Origin of the sequence: Shewanella sp. SP1S1-7 (assembly GCF_031932105.1) — a bacterium.
Lineage (GTDB): Bacteria > Pseudomonadota > Gammaproteobacteria > Enterobacterales > Shewanellaceae > Shewanella > Shewanella baltica.
Genome location: NZ_JAUOEU010000008.1, coordinates 128,460 through 144,948 on the forward strand (window position 1 = coordinate 128,460; position 16,489 = coordinate 144,948).

Sequence of the window (16,489 nt, forward strand, 5' to 3'; positions counted from 1 at the left end):
GATGAGTTCACATGCCGAGTAAGAAAATGCGTGAAGTGCATTTCTATTATGTTAAAGGGTGGCGTGCTTCACACCCTTTTGTGGCGGGCAAAGTTAGCATAATTGGCCTATTTTCGCCAATTTGAATGCTGTTATGGGCTTGTTGCCAAATGCAGCCTAGGTTAGCATGAGGCGGTTATTGCCTAATTATTATAATCAGAACAGAGACCTGTATCGAGGGTCCACATAAAATATGGATTTATTAGATAAAGTTATCGCAAAAGCCATTAGCATGCCCCATAAACTCCTAAGCCGGATTGTCTTCTGGTTGGGCTTTATTGTGATCATGTTGTTAGCTGCGCAAATTACATGGAAATTAGTGCCTACTAGCTCATCAGCCAGTGCTTGGTCCCCAACGCCCGTAAGCGTGAATGGCAAAGGTGCCGGTCAGGTTGATCTCGCAGGTCTGCAGCAGCTTGGACTCTTTGGTAAGGCGGATGCGACATCTGATAAACCTAAAGTCGAAGTCGTTGAGACTGTGACCGACGCACCTAAGACTACACTTTCAATTCAGCTGACTGGGGTTGTCGCATCGACGGCCGACCAAAAAGGCTTAGCGATTATTGAATCTAGTGGCAGCCAAGAAACCTACAGTTTAGGTGATAAGATCAAGGGCACTTCTGCATCACTCAAAGAAGTTTATGCCGACCGCATCATCATCACTAACGCTGGCCGTTACGAGACCTTAATGCTCGATGGCTTAGTCTATACCAGCCAAAGCCCTGCTAATCAGCAATTACAACAAGCTAAAAGCAATAAGGCGGACTCGGCAGTGAGCCGTGTCGATCAACGTAAAAATGCCGAAATCTCCCAAGAACTCGCCGAATCTCGCACCGAATTGTTAGCCGACCCCAGTAAGATCACCGATTACATTGCCATTTCACCCGTGAGACAAGGTGATTCTGTGGCGGGTTATCGTTTGAATCCAGGGAAAGACGCCAATTTGTTTAAGCAGGCGGGTTTTAAAGCCAATGATTTAGCCAAATCGATTAATGGATACGACTTGACCGTAATGAGTCAGGCGTTAGAAATGATGAGCCAATTATCCGAGTTAACCGAAGTATCAATTATGGTTGAACGGGAAGGACAATTGGTTGAAATCATGTTTAGTTTGCCGCAATAACACGCGTTAGAGGAAAGAAAAAGAATGAATAACAAAAGGATTCGACGCAAGCTGATTGCAGGGATTGTTGCGGGTGCAGCCATGTTCTCCTCCCAATTCGCTTGGTCTGAACAGTATGCGGCCAACTTTAAGGGCACGGATATTCAAGAGTTTATCAACATAGTTGGTAAAAACTTGAACAAGACCATCATAGTCGACCCGACGATCCGCGGTAAAATCAACGTTCGCAGTTATGATCTGCTGAACGATGAACAGTATTACCAGTTCTTCCTCAACGTCTTACAAGTCTACGGTTATGCCATCGTCGAGATGGAAAATAACGTCATCAAAGTCATCAAAGACAAAGACGCCAAAACTGCAGCAATCCGAGTGGCTAATGATGCCGAACCTGGGATAGGCGATGAGATGGTCACGCGTATCGTGGCGCTGTATAACACTGAGGCCAAGCAATTAGCTCCGCTGTTACGCCAATTAAATGATAACGCGGGTGGCGGTAACGTAGTGAACTACGATCCCTCCAACGTCTTGATGTTGTCTGGTCGCGCTGCTGTGGTGAACAAGTTAGTTGAAATTGTCCGCCGCGTAGATAAACAGGGCGATACCTCAGTACAAGTGGTGCCGTTAGAGTTCGCCTCCGCCGGTGAAATGGTACGAATTATCGATACCCTTTACCGTGCCACGGCTAACCAAGCTCAATTGCCAGGCCAAGCGCCAAAAGTGGTTGCCGACGAACGCATCAACGCTGTGGTTGTTAGCGGTGATGAAAAGAGTCGCCAACGTGTGGTCGAGCTTATTCATCGTCTCGATGCCGAGCAAGCCAGCACCGGCAACACTAAGGTGCGTTACTTACGTTATGCCAAGGCCGAAGATTTAGTTGAAGTGCTGACAGGGTTTGCCCAAAAATTAGAGGGTGATAAAGACCCAAGCGCTCAGGCTGCTGGTGGTAAACGCCGTAATGAAATCAATATCATGGCGCATACTGAAACCAATGCCTTAGTGATCAGCGCTGAGCCCGATCAAATGCGCACTATCGAGAGCGTGATTAATCAGCTCGATATTCGCCGTGCTCAAGTGTTAGTTGAAGCGATTATCGTGGAAGTGGCTGAGGGCGATAACGTTGGCTTCGGGGTGCAATGGGCGGCTAAAGCGGGCGGCGGCACTCAGTTTAATAACTTAGGCCCAACCATAGGTGAGATTGGCGCTGGTGTATGGCAGGCACAGGGGGAAAAAGGAAATACTGTCATTACCACAGACCCAAATACGGGTCAGAAAATTGAGACTAAAAACCCAGACAAGCGCGGAGATGTGACGCTACTCGCCCAAGCATTAGGCAAAGTGAACGGTATGGCTTGGGGCGTGGCCATGGGTGACTTTGGCGCGCTGATCCAAGCCGTGTCGAGTGACACTAACTCAAACGTACTGGCGACACCGTCAATTACCACCTTAGATAACCAAGAAGCGTCTTTCATCGTCGGTGATGAAGTGCCTATTCTGACGGGCTCTACCGCCAGTTCGAGCAACAGTAATCCATTCCAAACCGTTGAACGTAAAGAGGTTGGGGTTAAGCTGAAAGTGGTGCCGCAGATCAACGAAGGTAATGCGGTTAAGCTGACGATTGAACAGGAAGTGTCAGGGGTTAACGGTAACACAGGTGTGGATATTTCCTTTGCTACTCGCCGTTTAACGACCACAGTTATGGCTGACTCAGGTCAAATCGTGGTTCTGGGTGGCTTGATCAACGAAGAAGTACAAGAAAGCATACAAAAAGTACCGTTCTTGGGTGATATCCCTATCATTGGCCACTTATTTAAATCTTCTTCGAGCAAAAAGACCAAGAAAAACCTGATGATCTTCATCAAGCCAACCATTATCCGTGATGGCATCACAATGGAAGGGATTGCTGGGCGTAAATATAACTATTTCAGAGCATTACAACTTGAGCAGCAAGAACGTGGCGTCAACTTAATGCCAAATACGAAAGTGCCTGTGTTGGAAGAATGGAATCAATCAGAGTATTTACCGCCAGAAGTTAACGCCATTTTAGAGCGTTATAAAGAAGGCAAAGGTTTAGATGCCCAGATGCGCCAAACGGATCCGACCTTAAAGTCACTGGAAGAAAACAAGAATAAAGATAAAACCAATGAGTGAAATACAATTATCCCAAGTCGATGACCTCAGCCAAGTCTCCAATGAGCTAGGTCTGGAAGCTGAAGGTGATGAGGTGTTTCGTTCGAGCAGTAAAGAGCGCTTACCTTTTGCCTTCGCCCATCGCCACGATGTGGTGCTCGCGCCGGGTGAAACGGGCGAGTTGAGCTTGTTTTATACCAGCAAAACACCGTTAACGGCCATGCTCGAAGCGCGGCGTTATTCGGGTGTTGATTTGCCTTTGGTTAAGCTCGAAGTCGCTAAGTTTGAGGCCAAACTCACTCAAGCGTATCAGGCTAACTCGTCTGAAGCGCAGCAGTTGATGGAAGATATCGGCAACGAGATGGATTTATTCACCCTTGCCGAAGAGCTGCCGCAGACCGAAGACTTGCTCGAAGGTGATGATGACGCGCCTATCATCAAACTGATTAATGCCTTGTTATCTGAAGCGATTAAAGAAGAAGCCTCGGATATCCACATCGAAACCTACGAGAAACAGCTCATAGTGCGTTTCCGTATCGATGGTGTGCTCAAGGAAGTGCTTAAGCCAAACCGTAAGCTGTCGTCGCTGTTAGTGTCGCGGATTAAGGTGATGGCGCGCCTCGATATCGCCGAAAAACGTGTACCACAGGATGGCCGTATTTCCCTGCGTATTGCTGGTCGTGCGGTGGATGTGCGGGTATCGACCATGCCATCGAGCCATGGTGAGCGCGTCGTGCTGCGTCTGCTGGATAAAAATACTGGCAACCTCGATTTAGAGCAATTGGGGATGACCGACAGTATTCGGGTTAAGTTTGAAGATCTTATCCGTCGCCCCCACGGTATTATTCTGGTGACTGGCCCAACGGGCTCGGGTAAAAGTACCACCTTGTATGCGGGTTTGACTGAGATTAACTCTAAAGACACCAACATACTTACCGTGGAAGACCCAATCGAATATGAGCTAGACGGCATAGGCCAGACTCAAGTTAACATTAAGGCTGACATGACTTTCGCTCGAGGTCTGCGCGCGATTTTGCGTCAAGATCCCGATGTGGTGATGATAGGTGAAATCCGTGACCTCGAAACCGCGCAAATTGCGGTGCAAGCATCACTGACTGGTCACATGGTGATTTCAACCCTGCATACCAACACGGCCTCTGGCGCAATTACGCGTTTGCAAGACATGGGCGTTGAGCCATTCCTTGTATCATCGAGTTTGCTCGGTGTGTTGGCGCAACGTTTGATCCGTACCCTTTGTCCAAAATGTAAAATTGAGCATGTGCCCGATGCACGTGAGCGTGAGTTACTGGGCATAGCGGCCGATGACGACAGACGTATCTTCCGCGCCAATGGTTGTAAATCCTGTGGTAACAATGGCTACCGTGGTCGAACCGGTATTCATGAATTATTGCTGGTTGATGACAATGTACGCGAATTGATCCATGGCGGCCGCGGTGAGTTAGCTATCGAAAAGTATATCCGTCAGTCTGTGCCGAGCATTCGTCACGATGGCATGAGCAAAGTGCTCGCGGGCATCACCACTCTCGAAGAAGTGCTACGTGTGACTCGCGAGGAGTAATTTATGCCAGCATTTGAATATAAGGCATTGGATGCCAAGGGAAAGCAGCTTAAGGGCGTAATCGAGGCGGATACCGCCAGACACGCCCGCAGCCAGTTGCGCGATCAGCGCATGATGCCCTTAGAAATTCTGCCTGTTTCTGAAAAAGAAGCCAAAGCCAAAAGCAGCAGCTTTGCGTTTTTCAAACGGGGTATCTCGGTCGCTGAATTAGCCTTGATCACCCGTCAAATCGCGACCTTAGTGGCCGCGGGTTTACCGATTGAAGAATCCCTCAAGGCCGTTGGTCAGCAATGCGAAAAAGATCGCCTTGCAAGTATGATTATGGCGGTACGTTCGCGGGTGGTTGAAGGTTACAGTCTGGCCGATTCCTTGGCCGAATTTCCGCATATTTTCGATGATTTATACCGTGCCATGGTGGCCTCGGGTGAAAAGTCCGGTCACTTAGAAGTGGTGCTCAATCGTCTGGCAGATTATACCGAGCGACGCCAACAGCTTAAATCTAAGCTGACCCAAGCCATGATTTATCCTGCGGTATTGACCACAGTGGCGATTGGGGTGATTTCCATCCTGCTGGCTGCGGTGGTGCCGAAAGTCGTTGGGCAGTTTGAACACATGGGCGCCGAGTTACCCGCTTCGACCCGCTTCTTGATTTCGGCCTCTGACTTTGTGCAAAACTACGGTGTGTTTGTGGTCATTGCCATAGTGATGCTGTTCGCGCTCTTTCGGCGCATGTTAAAGTCGCCTGCGTTTCGAATGAAGTACGACAATTTTTTATTGAGCATGCCAGTTGTTGGCCGCGTGAGTAAGGGCTTGAATACGGCACGTTTTGCACGGACCTTAAGTATCTTATCCGCAAGCTCTGTGCCTTTGCTTGACGGTATGCGTATCGCCAGTGAAGTATTGCAGAATGTGCGAGTACGGGCCGCAGTGGATGATGCGACTGCGCGGGTGCGTGAAGGAACTAGCTTAGGTGCGGCATTGACTAATACTAAGTTGTTTCCGGCAATGATGTTATACATGATTGCCTCGGGCGAAAAGAGTGGCCAGCTTGAGCAAATGTTAGAACGCGCCGCCGATAACCAAGACAGGGAATTCGAGGGCAACGTCAATATAGCGTTAGGGGTATTTGAACCTATGCTGGTGGTGAGTATGGCGTGTGTGGTGCTGTTTATCGTGATGGCGATTCTGCAGCCAATCTTAGCCTTGAATAACTTGATTAGCGGTTAATTTTTTGAATTTATGGATTATGACCAAGTCGATTGGCATAGGATTTTTTAGGAGAAGTAGTCGATGCAAATGAACAAGAAACATCAAGGTTTTACCTTACTCGAAGTGATGGTAGTTATCGTTATTTTAGGGATTTTAGCCTCTATGGTGGTGCCTAACTTAATGGGTAACAAAGATAAAGCTGACCAACAAAAAGCGGTATCTGACATAGTCGCGCTCGAAAATGCCTTAGATATGTACAAGTTAGATAACGGCATCTACCCAACGACCGAACAAGGCTTAGAAGCCTTAGTGCAAAAGCCAACGATTTCGCCTGAGCCACGTAATTACCGTGAAGATGGTTATGTAAAACGTCTGCCAGAAGATCCATGGCGCAATAAGTACTTGCTGCTCAGCCCTGGCGAAAACGGCAAGCTAGATATATTCACAGCAGGCCCAGATGGTCAACCAGGTACCGAAGATGACATCGGTAACTGGAATTTACAGAATTTCCAATAAGATGCTAAAGCTGCGCCACGCTGGTTTCACCTTAATGGAGGTGATGCTAGTGATCTTGTTGATGGGACTCACGGCAGCGGCCGTGACTATGTCAATCGGCAATTCAGGCCCACAACAGGCCTTAGATAGAACGGCGCGGCAGTTTATCGCTGCCACTGAAATGGTGCTCGATGAGACCGTTTTGAGTGGCCAATTTATTGGTATTGTGATTGAGAAAACCAGTTATCAGTTTGTTTTTTATAAAGACGGTAAGTGGGAACCTTTGGATAAAGACAGGCTCTTGTCTGAAAAGCAGATGGAGCCGGGTGTCGTGATGAACTTAGTGCTCGATGGGTTGCCTTTGGTACAAGACGATGAAGAAGACGATTCTTGGTTTGAAGAACCACTGATTGAGCCTTCTGCCGATGACAAGAAGAAACATCCTGAGCCACAGGTCATGCTATTCCCGAGCGGTGAAATGAGCGCTTTTGAGCTGACGTTTATCGCGAAAACTGACAAAGGTCAGCAGGCCGAAGCGTTAGTGGTTGGCGATGCGCTGGGCAGATTAACCATAGGGCGCCCCGATGAAACGCGTTAAGGGCATGACCTTACTCGAAGTGATTGTGGCCCTTGCCGTGTTTTCGATTGCGGCCGTGTCGATCACTAAAAGTTTAGGCGAGCAGATGGCCAACATGCCAATTTTGGAATCGCGTACTTTGGCACAGTGGGTGGCCGATAATCAGATGGTCGATGCCAGACTTGAGCCGCAGTTTCCTGAAATCGGTAAAAAAGAAGGCCAAGTCGAACTTGCAGGAAAGGATTGGTATTGGCGTAAAGAAGTGGTGAAAACCACGGACGATAATTTTCGCATGATCCGTATAAGCGTGAGTGAAGACGAACGCTATCAGCGTATTGCAGCACAAGTGAGCAGTTATGTCCTTAAAACTGACTAGTGCGCAGCGGGGATTTACCCTGCTAGAAATGCTGATCGCCATCGCGATTTTCGCCATGATAGGTTTGGCGTCTAATGCCGTGCTCAGCACTGTGCTGACTAACGATGAAGTGACGCGCACTTTCTCTACTCGGCTTAAAGCCCTGCAGCAAGGCTTTGGTGCGATTGAGCGGGATCTCGCCCAAATGGTGGCGCGTACACCCAGATTACTCGAAGGGGGTCGAGGTTCGACCGTCTTCCAAACGGGCAATGATATCTTAGACTCGGAATCAGAAGCCTTAGTGTTTTACCGTTTAGGTTGGTTAAATCCCGACGGTTTATTACCGCGGGGCAGCTTACAGTCTGTGGCGTATGTGGTGCACGAAGGGCGACTGGAGCGTTGGTATTTTCCTTATCCTGAGCCTGAATTTGGTGCCGAGCCGATTAAGACAGTGGTCATAGATAAAGTGTTGTCGGTGGAATATTCCTTCTTTATGGATGACAAGTGGGAGCGGAAAGTCGAGGCGACTAAGTTGCCTAAAGCGATCGCCATGGAAATTGAGATTGAAGGTTTAGGCAAGATCCAACGTAAGTTCTTGCTGCCGCTAGGTGCTGCAGCACCTGAAAAGTCTAAGGATGATGATAATAAAGACGAAAATCCGGACGATGCTAACAAAGATAAAAATGACGACGGCAATGGAACCGGCAATGGTTCCGGTGACCCAGATTCTGGCGATTCCGGAGACGGCGATCCAGACGCAGAGGGCCGCGAATGAGAACCCAATCTCGGTCTAAACAGCGCGGCGTTGCACTGATCGTCGTGCTCTTGATTGTGGCTATGGTGGTGATCATCGCGACAAACATCACTGGCCGTAATCAGTTATCTATGCGCCGAACCTTAAACTTGGCCCAGTACGATCAAGCTTATTGGTATGCAATTTCCGCCGAAGAACTGGCGAAGAAGATTTTAAAACAAGATTTAGATGACTCTGAAGGTCGAGTCCACAGGCAACAATATTGGGCCATGGCCGATGTGGTGTTTCCAGCTGAATACGGTGAAATTGCGGGCAAGATCACCGATATGCGTGCCTGTTTCAACTTAAATGCCTTGTCCGCGACCACGAAAGAGGTGGAAAACGGTCAACCTAAGCTGCCCTTGGCGGCGAAGCAATATAAGGCTTTATTGGTGAGTTTAGGGATGGACGACTTTAGTGCGGATCGCCTGACTCAGACCTTAAAGGATTATATCGACGAAGACATGACGGCCAGCCCCTACGGCGCCGAAGATGCTGAATATGAATCGCGTAATGTGCCTTACCGTGCGGCCAATACGCTGATGAATCATCGCAGTGAGTTACGCGCTGTGATGGGATACACCCAAGATATCTATCTGAAACTCTTGCCCTATGTTTGTGTGATCCCAGGCAATGACAGGCAATTGCTTAACGTCAATACCTTAGAAGTTGAGCAAGCGGCGTTATTAGCAGGCATGCTCGATAATCAGATTTCGGTCGGCGAAGCAGAAAGTATCATCAACCAACGTCCCGGCGATGGTTTTGACAAAATCGAAGATTTTTATGAAAGCTCATCTATGGGCTCGATCAAGTGGGAAGGTGCCATGAAGTCGAGTTTTGTCATCGATAGCCAATATTTTCTGTTGGCCTCGGGGGCGAAAGTCGATAACGCCGTATTTAGAATGGAAAGCGTGCTCAAAAAGGGCGGCGGCAACAAAATGGAAGTGCTCACCCGTCAGTTTGGTGGCCAAAAATAATGGAAGTGCTCACCCGGCAGAATCTGGTGGACAAAAATAATAGCAACGAGCTCAGTCACGCTTTCTTGACTGGGACTGGTGGAGAAAAACTGTGAGTGAACGGCTATTTATTCGCTTAGGCAGAACAGCAGAGCAAGCATGCTCTTGGCTCGTTTGGTCTGAGCAAGAACAGGAAATTATCGCCTCTGGCGAGCTCGCCAATGCCCAAGGTTTGTCGACCTTAACTGAGCGTGCGGGTAATCGTCCCGTCGATGTGTTAGTGCCCGCCGCGGCAATGACACTCACTAGCGTGCATTTGCCCGAAAAAGGCCAACGCCAAGCCTTGAAAGCCTTGCCCTTTATGCTCGAAGAAGCTCTAGCTGATGATGTCGATGCCATGCATTTTACCGTCGGCCCGCGTGATGGTGATGCCTTAAGCGTGGTGGCCGTGGCCCATGAGCAAATGCAGACTTGGCTGAGTTGTTTGACCGAGGCGGGTTTAAAAGTGAAGCGCATCGTACCCGACTGCTTAGCCTTACCATTGCAAGAGTGCCAATGGGCGGCAATGAATTTTGGTAATGAACTATTACTGCGTACCGGATTAGCCACGGGCCAGAGTTTACCTTTGCCTTGGTTACCGATTGCGCTGGAACAACTTAGGCCCGCACAGGGCGAAGTGTCTGTCGCCAGTTATACCGACATGCAACTCGAAGGTGTTGAGCTTAAGCCACAATCACTCGAGCTGCCTATGTTAGTGTTAGCCCGCGGTATTTTGCATGCGCCAGTGAACTTACTGGGCGGCGTTTACACGCCTAAGCGCGAATACAGCAAGCAGTTGATGATGTGGAAGAGTGCTGCCATCGTTATCGCCATCGCTTGTGTGCTGGCCTTAGTGAATAAAGGGCTGACCATACATCAAGTCAATGGTCAGATTGCCGATCTTAAAGCTCAGAGCGAATCCATTTATCAGCAAGTGGTGCCGGGGAATTCGCGCATTGTTAACCTGCGTTCGCAGATGGAAAGTCAATTACGCGCATTGCAGGGACAGGGCAGTGGTGCCGAGTTTTTTGCTATGCTCGACGGGTTACAGGATGCTTTTAAGCAAGTGCCTGAACTTAAACCTAATAGCCTAAGATTCGAAAGCGCGCGTAATGAGATCCGCATGCAAGTAAGTGCGAAAAACTACGCGCAAATCGAGAAGTTTAAAGAGATCGTTGGTCGTCGTTTCCAACTCGATGGCGGCACTATGAATAGCGGTGAAGATCAAGTCACCAGTACCTTAACCTTGAGGAGCAAATAAGATGGATAATTTGCGGACTTGGTGGCAAGGGCTCGCATCGCGCGAGCAGCAGTTAGTCGGTTTTTGTTCGGTATTTTTAGTCATTGGTATTTTTTATTGGGGTGTTTGGACGCCAATCGCCACTGCCGAAGCCGATGCATTACGTAACCTCACTGCACAGCAACAGACGTTGAACTATGTAAAACAAACGGCGAATAAAATTGCGAGTTTGAAGCAAAACGGCGCTAAGCCGACTATGTCGGGTAGTTTAAGCTCAGTGGTTAACCAAACTGCGGGCAATTATGGGTTAGTGATTACTCGTATGCAGCCCCAAGGCGATAAGATCCAAGTGTGGATGGACGATGTTCCTTTTGATGCCTTGTTGGGTTATTTGAGTGAGTTAGTGCAGAAAAAAGGACTATCACTCGAAAGTGTTGATTTGGCAGAGGCCGATGCCCCTGGCTATGTCAAGGTTAGACGTATCCAACTGTCGCAATAAATTAAGGTGTAGCTGTGAGTTTGATAAAAAAAGTCATCATAGGCGTACTGATTTATTTAGTATTTTTAGTCGTTCTATTTCCCGCTAAGATTGCGATAGCGTTAGCGCCATTACCTGCAAATATTAGTGTTTCGGGTGTGAGCGGCAGTATTTGGTCTGGCAACATAGAAACCTTAAGTATGCCGCAACGCCAGTTAGAACAAGTGCGTTGGGATCTCAGCCCTTGGGCCTTGTTGTTAGGTAAAGTGAAAGTTGATTTTCAAGTGGGCAGCCGCGCCACACCTGTCAGCGCTAAGGGATTAGTCTCTTGGTCCATGGGCGGCTTAAGTGCGCAGGGTTTACGTTTCGAAGCGCCAGATAGCTTTTTACTCGGCAATGCAAAACTGCCCTTTAAAACCGAAATCTCCGGTGAAGTCAGCCTATTAGTTGAGACGTTAGAGCAAGGTAAACCTTGGTGCGAGCAATTGTCTGGTAAGCTGTTTTTGAATCAAACCAATGTTAAAAACCAGTTTGGCAATTATCCACTAGGCAATATCGAACTCGGCCTGAGTTGCGTTGATGGCAAAGCGCAATTAGCCACAGATGAAGCCAAAAACCAGCTCGGTATCGTCGGCACCTTGCAGTTAGACGAAGGCAATATGGTCAAAGTAGCAGCTAAGATTAAAGAAACGGCTGAGCAACCAGAAGATATGCGTAAGTCACTGGGTATGCTAGGCAAACGCGGCAGCGACGGTTATTTTCCTGTGGTATATCAGGGGCGTATTCCTGGGCTATAGTGCTGTTTCAGCGCGCGATGATAGATCTGCATTATGAATGAAAACGAAGGCACCTTAGGTGCCTTTTTTATTGTCTTTTTATCGTGTTAGATCATTGAGTAGCGAGTGATAGTCGGTAATCGCGGGGAAATCTTGAAAGACTTTGACTGGCTTTTTACTGTCTGGGTTAGCAATCCCCAACTGATGACCTACGCCGGCAAGTTTAGCAGCCTTGAGTATGGGTTCGCTATCGTCGATAAAGAGGCAGCGACTTGGCTCAAGTTGAAACTTTTCAAATATGGTGAGCCAAAATTGTGGGTGTTCCTTAGGGTAACCTGTCTCGTGGCTGGAAATCATGGCATCGAGCCCTGTTGCTAGTTCGGTATGTTCAAGCTTTAGGGCGAGACTCTTAGGGTGGGCATTGGTCACCAAAATCCGCTGTTTACCCGCAGCGGCTAAGGCCGCCAAAAACGGCATACTGTCTTGGCGCAGCTGAATGCGATCGACCAAAGTGCGATGCAAACCCATAATGTCGAGTTGTAGCTGCTCCTGCCAATAATCGAGGCAGTACCAATCGAGTGTGCCGACGACTTTCTCATAGGCATTTACAACTAACTGCTGCGCTTCGTCCGTGCTCAAACCCCGTTGCCTGCTTAATTCCAGTGGCACTAAACTCAGCCAAAAATGATTATCGAAGTGCAAATCCAATAGCGTGCCGTCCATGTCGAGCAGAACCGTATCGATAGTCTTCCAGTTAAACATTGGGTATTTCCTATTCTTTGCATGATGAACAACGCCTGCGATTGACGCGTGAGCAGGGTGATTTTCAAAGGCTGTCATTATGATTATTCACGCAACTTGTATGCTCATATCTTTGTGCTAGTCTTGGATGACTAATTATTTTTAGTCTGAAAATTAAGCGGTTGGATATGGATATCTGTTCTTTTGCCCTATTAGCTCAAGTTCCAAACTCCCTTAGTTTACAGCAAGAGCTGAATGCTTTGCTGCTGCAAGACTGGCTACCCCACGTAAATCAGCGTGATTATCGTCAAGGGGATCAGGGCGGTTGGGATGTGTTGCCTTTGCGCTGCGCCGCCGAGTATCAAACAGCACATCCTATCTTGCAAGCCTTCTCAATCTCTACACAGGCTCACTGGAATGATCTGCCTCGTCTCGAATCGAGCCCTACATTATGCCGTTTTCTGCAATCCCTAACCTGCCCAGTGAAATCTGTGCGTTTGATGCGCTTACATGCGGGGGCTGAAATCAAACCACATAGAGATCAAGGGCTCTGCCTAGAGCAAGGTGAGGCAAGACTGCATTTACCACTGCAAACGAATGATGCGTTAAATTTTTATGTGGATGAGAAACGTGTACCCATGCAGGCTGGCGAGCTTTGGTATATCAATGCCGATCAAGTCCATTGGGTCGAGAATAAAGGACAGGATGCACGCATCAACCTAGTGATTGATTGTGAAGTGAATACTTGGCTAAGGGAGTTGGTCTATGCCGCAAAGTTCAGGGGTTGAATCAGGACAAAGTGCAGATATTAAAGCGTTAATTCACTTCGCCAACGCGCTATTACAGGCCTCTTCGGCAGGGGAGGCTAAACGGCTTATCGATCCCATGCTGGCACAATTATGCGCTATGACGAAAATTGAGCTTCACCCCGAGTATTTTTTGGATACCGAGGCGAGTATGACACCTTTTGGTAAGGCTGTGTCGCTCACTACTGCGGCGCAGTGTGCTGAAGATCCTGAGCGTGGGCGAGTGTTTATTCAGGGCATTTATCAGGCTATACAGGATAAGTTGGCGCTAAATCCGCAACGGCCAATACAGATTTTGTATGCGGGAACAGGACCTTTTGCCTGGTTGTTATTACCATTACTGCCGCTGTTTTCTGCAAGTCAGATTCAAGTCACCTTGCTCGACATTCACCCTGCCTCGTTAGATAAAGTCACCAAGCTTATTGAACACTTTGATTTAGCAGATCGTGTGGCAACGTATGTCTGCGCCGATGCCACAGTTTGGCAACCAGAAGCTGTAGTAAAGTTCGATATGATAGTCTCTGAAACCATGAAGCATCTGCTGCAACAGGAGCCTCAGGTCCAGATATTCAGCCACTTACAGGCGTATCTTGCGGATGATGGCGTGCTTATTCCGCAAAATATTGAGTTAGACGCTTGGCTTGAGTGTCGTACTATGCAGGATTGTGTGGAGACGCATTATTTAGGACCTTTGTTTGCACTCAACCTGCAAACTGCGCGCTTACTTGCAGATGGAGATCGTAGCTTCTTGGCTGGTACTTTACTGCTCCCCGATTTCAGCCCGAGTGCGGTAACGCTTAAGTTCACGACTTCCATTCAAATCTATGGTCATTCCACGCTGAGCGAAAACCAATCCCAACTCACTCTGCCTCGATATCGACGCGAGCATTGGCTTAAGCCTCTTTCAACTCTCAGTTTTCGGTATGAGCAGGGCGCTCATCCCGATTTTGTGTTTGATGTTATAGCGCAAAAACCTGTGCTTGTGTCGAGTGACGATCTGAGCTGCTTAGGCATTTATCATTTGCAGCGGCTTTGGCAAAAGATACAGCTACGCAAACGGGGGGAGTCATTCATTGAACTGGCTAATGAATGGCACTTAGATAAAACCTTGCTGGATCTTTGTGGAATAGGGCTAGAGCCGGGTTTGAGAGCCTTATATCAACATGACCATCTGTCAGCTTTTGTCGCTTACATTCAGCAAATAGCCAAGCTGACAGCTGCGGATATTGCTGCGATTAATCAGCAATTAAGCACTATTTCCCATGGATTAACGCCATCGGTCACTGTACCAGAAGTCGAAGACTTCAATTCAGCAGAGGTTGAAGACTCAAATCCGGCTGTAGTACTCAGCGAGTCACAACTCAATTTTTGGCGTAGTGAAGGCTACTTAGTGATCCCGCATGTGCTCACGGCAGAGCAATGCGCCGTAACTCGAGATTTTATTTGGCAGCAGTTAGGTGCCAATGAACAAGATCCCGCCACTTGGTATCAAGCTCATGAGTTTATGCAGAAAATAATGCTACAACTGTTTCGCCATCCGCAACTGGACGCGAATCGACAAGCCCCCAAAATCCGTCAAGTGTTTGAACAATTATGGCAGCGAACCGATTTAGTCATGACAACCGACAGAGTCAGCTTCAATCCTCCTGAAACACAGATATGGCGTTTTCCTGGGCCCGATATGCATTGGGATATGCCGCTACAGCTACCCGTTAAGTTTGCGACGCAAGGGTTAATTTATTTAACTGATACGAGTGCCGAGCAAGGTGCATTTTGTTGTGTCCCCGGATTTCATCTCAAGATAGAGGAGTGGCTGCGTAGCCAGAGCAAGTCTGGTATAGAGTTACAGCAACAGGATTGGTCATGCTGGCCAGTTAAACCAATCGCCGCTAATGCAGGTGATTTAATCATTTGGCACCATGCCTTGCCCCATGGCGCAAGCCCGAATCGGGCTAAACTACCGCGTATGGTGCAGTACATAAACATGTATCCCTTATGAATCCAGAACAATGCTATTGGTCGTTAGTCCATAACCCCGCAGCCTTGAGAGAGCTAGGCAAGGCGACGACTATGGTTGGGTTTTGCCAATATTTGCGGCGATTTTGGTGTTTGCCAGATTATGGTGATGAGGCGTTGCTGGCGATTTTGTGGGCAGGGAATCGGCAAACCTTAGCTCCAGATTTTTCCCTTTTATGCCAGTTTTGGGTGCCAGCAGACTATGACCCTAAACGCAGAGTATTAGAGTGGATGTCCGCCGCAGAAAAACCGATTCACCCATTCTACTCGGAGCATATTTCTGCCGTGCGGGGTCAGTTATTGTCAGTCTTGATCAAACCTAAAACCGCTCTCTTACCTGCGCCAAATCTTTCGGGACTAGTAGAACAAGTGCAGCCTGCCGGATTCATATTTCACCTCTCCCGCTGTGGCTCTACCTTAGTGTCGCGCAGTTTTGCTGGGTTATCTAAATGCAGGGTGTTATCTGAATCGCCTTTGCTGACTCAAGTGTTACTGGACGGGAGCCTATCAGACACACAAAGACGTGCGGCTTTAACATTTTGCATTAACACTCAAGGTCAGTTGTTTCATCCTGAACAGCATTTGTTGATTAAATGGAATGCGTGGGATTTGCAGTTTTGGCCCTTGATCCTATCACTTTATCCTCAAGTTCCTGTGTTATTGCTACTTAGAGACCCCGTCGAGATCTTAGCCTCACAGCAAAAGTCTGCTGGATATCATATGGTGCGACAACCATCTCGACCTTTATTCCGTGAATTATCAGTACCAGAGGAGGAGTCGATACTGGAGTATCAATGCAAGGTATTGCGCTTGTTATTGGATTATGGCTTAGAGATGAGTCAGTGTAGCCAAGTGATGGTCGTGGATTATCAGGAGCTGTTACCCGCGATAGCGAATAAAATCGCAAACTGGTTTTCGTTGGATCTCTCTCAAGAAGAGTGCAGTCAAGTCGAACAATGCCAGTTAATACACTCTAAAACAGCCACGCAGCCCTTTGTAGCAGATTCACAATCTAAACAAAGTTTTTTTTCGGCTAAGCAAAAAGAACAGATCCACCGTTATTGTAACTGGTCTAATCTTCACCTTTTTGAAACTAAAAGTTAACATGAATCTTGTATTTTTGTGTGATGTGAACTAGCT

The 16,489-nt window shown here is 47.9% G+C and carries 16 protein-coding genes; 15 read left to right on the forward strand and 1 reads right to left on the reverse strand.

The genetic code is table 11. From position 1 onward, the window contains the following. The first annotated feature begins 232 nt into the window (after positions 1 to 232). The 12 genes from gspC (at position 233) to Q4Q49_RS09080 (ending at position 11,807) form a co-directional block, all read left to right on the forward strand. Positions 233 to 1,162, forward strand: coding sequence for a type II secretion system protein GspC (gene gspC, locus Q4Q49_RS09025; RefSeq protein WP_311999182.1), 930 nt, complete (start codon positions 233 to 235; stop codon positions 1,160 to 1,162). 24 nt (positions 1,163 to 1,186) lie between these two features. Beyond that, the gene (gene gspD, locus Q4Q49_RS09030; RefSeq protein WP_311999183.1) at positions 1,187 to 3,310 is read left to right on the forward strand and encodes a type II secretion system secretin GspD; all 2,124 of its coding nucleotides are present in this window, start codon (positions 1,187 to 1,189) and stop codon (positions 3,308 to 3,310) included. Continuing rightward, positions 3,303 to 4,868 (forward strand): type II secretion system ATPase GspE, encoded by a 1,566-nt coding sequence (gspE, locus tag Q4Q49_RS09035; RefSeq protein WP_115335979.1) that lies wholly within the window; start codon positions 3,303 to 3,305, stop codon positions 4,866 to 4,868. Before gspD ends, gspE begins: the two co-directional genes overlap by 8 nt. Before the next feature lie 3 nt (positions 4,869 to 4,871). Next, positions 4,872 to 6,095 (forward strand): type II secretion system inner membrane protein GspF, encoded by a 1,224-nt coding sequence (gspF, locus tag Q4Q49_RS09040; protein ID WP_311999184.1) that lies wholly within the window; start codon positions 4,872 to 4,874, stop codon positions 6,093 to 6,095. A 63-nt stretch (positions 6,096 to 6,158) separates the two neighbouring features. Further along, the gene (gene gspG / locus Q4Q49_RS09045) at positions 6,159 to 6,593 is read left to right on the forward strand and encodes a type II secretion system major pseudopilin GspG (protein ID WP_006083645.1); all 435 of its coding nucleotides are present in this window, start codon (positions 6,159 to 6,161) and stop codon (positions 6,591 to 6,593) included. Position 6,594: 1 nt separating this feature from the next. Then, entirely contained in the window at positions 6,595 to 7,170 is a 576-nt protein-coding gene (gene gspH / locus Q4Q49_RS09050) for a type II secretion system minor pseudopilin GspH (protein WP_011848173.1), read from the forward strand. After that, positions 7,157 to 7,525: a type II secretion system minor pseudopilin GspI gene (gspI, locus tag Q4Q49_RS09055; protein WP_011982092.1), complete on the forward strand. Its 369-nt coding sequence runs from the start codon at positions 7,157 to 7,159 to the stop codon at positions 7,523 to 7,525. The genes gspH and gspI overlap by 14 nt, the downstream gene beginning before the upstream one ends. Further along, on the forward strand, positions 7,506 to 8,279 hold the full coding sequence (gene gspJ / locus Q4Q49_RS09060) for a type II secretion system minor pseudopilin GspJ (RefSeq protein ID WP_115335982.1): 774 nt from the start codon (positions 7,506 to 7,508) through the stop codon (positions 8,277 to 8,279). The genes gspI and gspJ overlap by 20 nt, the downstream gene beginning before the upstream one ends. Next, positions 8,276 to 9,274, forward strand: coding sequence for a type II secretion system minor pseudopilin GspK (gspK, locus tag Q4Q49_RS09065; protein WP_259513009.1), 999 nt, complete (start codon positions 8,276 to 8,278; stop codon positions 9,272 to 9,274). Before gspJ ends, gspK begins: the two co-directional genes overlap by 4 nt. Before the next feature lie 91 nt (positions 9,275 to 9,365). Next, positions 9,366 to 10,553 (forward strand): type II secretion system protein GspL, encoded by a 1,188-nt coding sequence (gspL, locus tag Q4Q49_RS09070; protein WP_311999185.1) that lies wholly within the window; start codon positions 9,366 to 9,368, stop codon positions 10,551 to 10,553. 1 nt (position 10,554) lies between these two features. Continuing rightward, the gene (locus tag Q4Q49_RS09075; protein ID WP_311999186.1) at positions 10,555 to 11,031 is read left to right on the forward strand and encodes a type II secretion system protein M; all 477 of its coding nucleotides are present in this window, start codon (positions 10,555 to 10,557) and stop codon (positions 11,029 to 11,031) included. 14 nt (positions 11,032 to 11,045) lie between these two features. Then, positions 11,046 to 11,807 (forward strand): type II secretion system protein N, encoded by a 762-nt coding sequence (locus tag Q4Q49_RS09080; protein ID WP_006084937.1) that lies wholly within the window; start codon positions 11,046 to 11,048, stop codon positions 11,805 to 11,807. A 78-nt stretch (positions 11,808 to 11,885) separates the two neighbouring features. Here the strand turns inward: Q4Q49_RS09080 and yrfG are convergent, their stop codons facing one another. Continuing rightward, the gene (yrfG, locus tag Q4Q49_RS09085) at positions 11,886 to 12,548 is read right to left on the reverse strand and encodes a GMP/IMP nucleotidase (protein WP_311999187.1); all 663 of its coding nucleotides are present in this window, start codon (positions 12,546 to 12,548) and stop codon (positions 11,886 to 11,888) included. Between the two features lie 167 nt (positions 12,549 to 12,715). Between yrfG and Q4Q49_RS09090 the strand changes: the two genes are divergently transcribed. Genes Q4Q49_RS09090 through Q4Q49_RS09100 form a run of 3 tightly spaced genes read left to right on the forward strand, consistent with a single transcriptional unit; the run spans position 12,716 to position 16,453 of the window. Beyond that, positions 12,716 to 13,315, forward strand: a complete 600-nt coding sequence (locus Q4Q49_RS09090) for an aspartyl/asparaginyl beta-hydroxylase domain-containing protein (protein ID WP_172481226.1) — start codon at positions 12,716 to 12,718, stop codon at positions 13,313 to 13,315. Continuing rightward, complete coding sequence (locus tag Q4Q49_RS09095; protein ID WP_311999188.1) at positions 13,293 to 15,332, forward strand: phytanoyl-CoA dioxygenase family protein; 2,040 nt, start codon at positions 13,293 to 13,295, stop codon at positions 15,330 to 15,332. The genes Q4Q49_RS09090 and Q4Q49_RS09095 overlap by 23 nt, the downstream gene beginning before the upstream one ends. Then, positions 15,329 to 16,453 carry a sulfotransferase family protein gene (locus Q4Q49_RS09100; RefSeq protein ID WP_311899481.1) on the forward strand — a complete coding sequence of 375 codons (1,125 nt, stop codon included), beginning with the start codon at positions 15,329 to 15,331 and terminating at the stop codon, positions 16,451 to 16,453. The genes Q4Q49_RS09095 and Q4Q49_RS09100 overlap by 4 nt, the downstream gene beginning before the upstream one ends. Positions 16,454 to 16,489: the final 36 nt, after the last annotated feature.

What these genes read in the sequence shown, in the direction of transcription:
- gspC (WP_311999182.1), top strand. Translation starts at nt 233, where the DNA reads ATGGATTTATTAGATAAAGTTATCGCAAAAGCCATTAGCATGCCCCAT.
- gspD (WP_311999183.1), top strand. Translation starts at nt 1,187, where the DNA reads ATGAATAACAAAAGGATTCGACGCAAGCTGATTGCAGGGATTGTTGCG.
- gspE (WP_115335979.1), top strand. Translation starts at nt 3,303, where the DNA reads ATGAGTGAAATACAATTATCCCAAGTCGATGACCTCAGCCAAGTCTCC.
- gspF (WP_311999184.1), top strand. Translation starts at nt 4,872, where the DNA reads ATGCCAGCATTTGAATATAAGGCATTGGATGCCAAGGGAAAGCAGCTT.
- gspG (WP_006083645.1), top strand. Translation starts at nt 6,159, where the DNA reads ATGCAAATGAACAAGAAACATCAAGGTTTTACCTTACTCGAAGTGATG.
- gspH (WP_011848173.1), top strand. Translation starts at nt 6,595, where the DNA reads ATGCTAAAGCTGCGCCACGCTGGTTTCACCTTAATGGAGGTGATGCTA.
- gspI (WP_011982092.1), top strand. Translation starts at nt 7,157, where the DNA reads ATGAAACGCGTTAAGGGCATGACCTTACTCGAAGTGATTGTGGCCCTT.
- gspJ (WP_115335982.1), top strand. Translation starts at nt 7,506, where the DNA reads ATGTCCTTAAAACTGACTAGTGCGCAGCGGGGATTTACCCTGCTAGAA.
- gspK (WP_259513009.1), top strand. Translation starts at nt 8,276, where the DNA reads ATGAGAACCCAATCTCGGTCTAAACAGCGCGGCGTTGCACTGATCGTC.
- Q4Q49_RS09075 (WP_311999186.1), top strand. Translation starts at nt 10,555, where the DNA reads ATGGATAATTTGCGGACTTGGTGGCAAGGGCTCGCATCGCGCGAGCAG.
- yrfG (WP_311999187.1), bottom strand. Translation starts at nt 12,548, where the DNA reads ATGTTTAACTGGAAGACTATCGATACGGTTCTGCTCGACATGGACGGC.
- Q4Q49_RS09090 (WP_172481226.1), top strand. Translation starts at nt 12,716, where the DNA reads ATGGATATCTGTTCTTTTGCCCTATTAGCTCAAGTTCCAAACTCCCTT.
- Q4Q49_RS09095 (WP_311999188.1), top strand. Translation starts at nt 13,293, where the DNA reads ATGCCGCAAAGTTCAGGGGTTGAATCAGGACAAAGTGCAGATATTAAA.
- Q4Q49_RS09100 (WP_311899481.1), top strand. Translation starts at nt 15,329, where the DNA reads ATGAATCCAGAACAATGCTATTGGTCGTTAGTCCATAACCCCGCAGCC.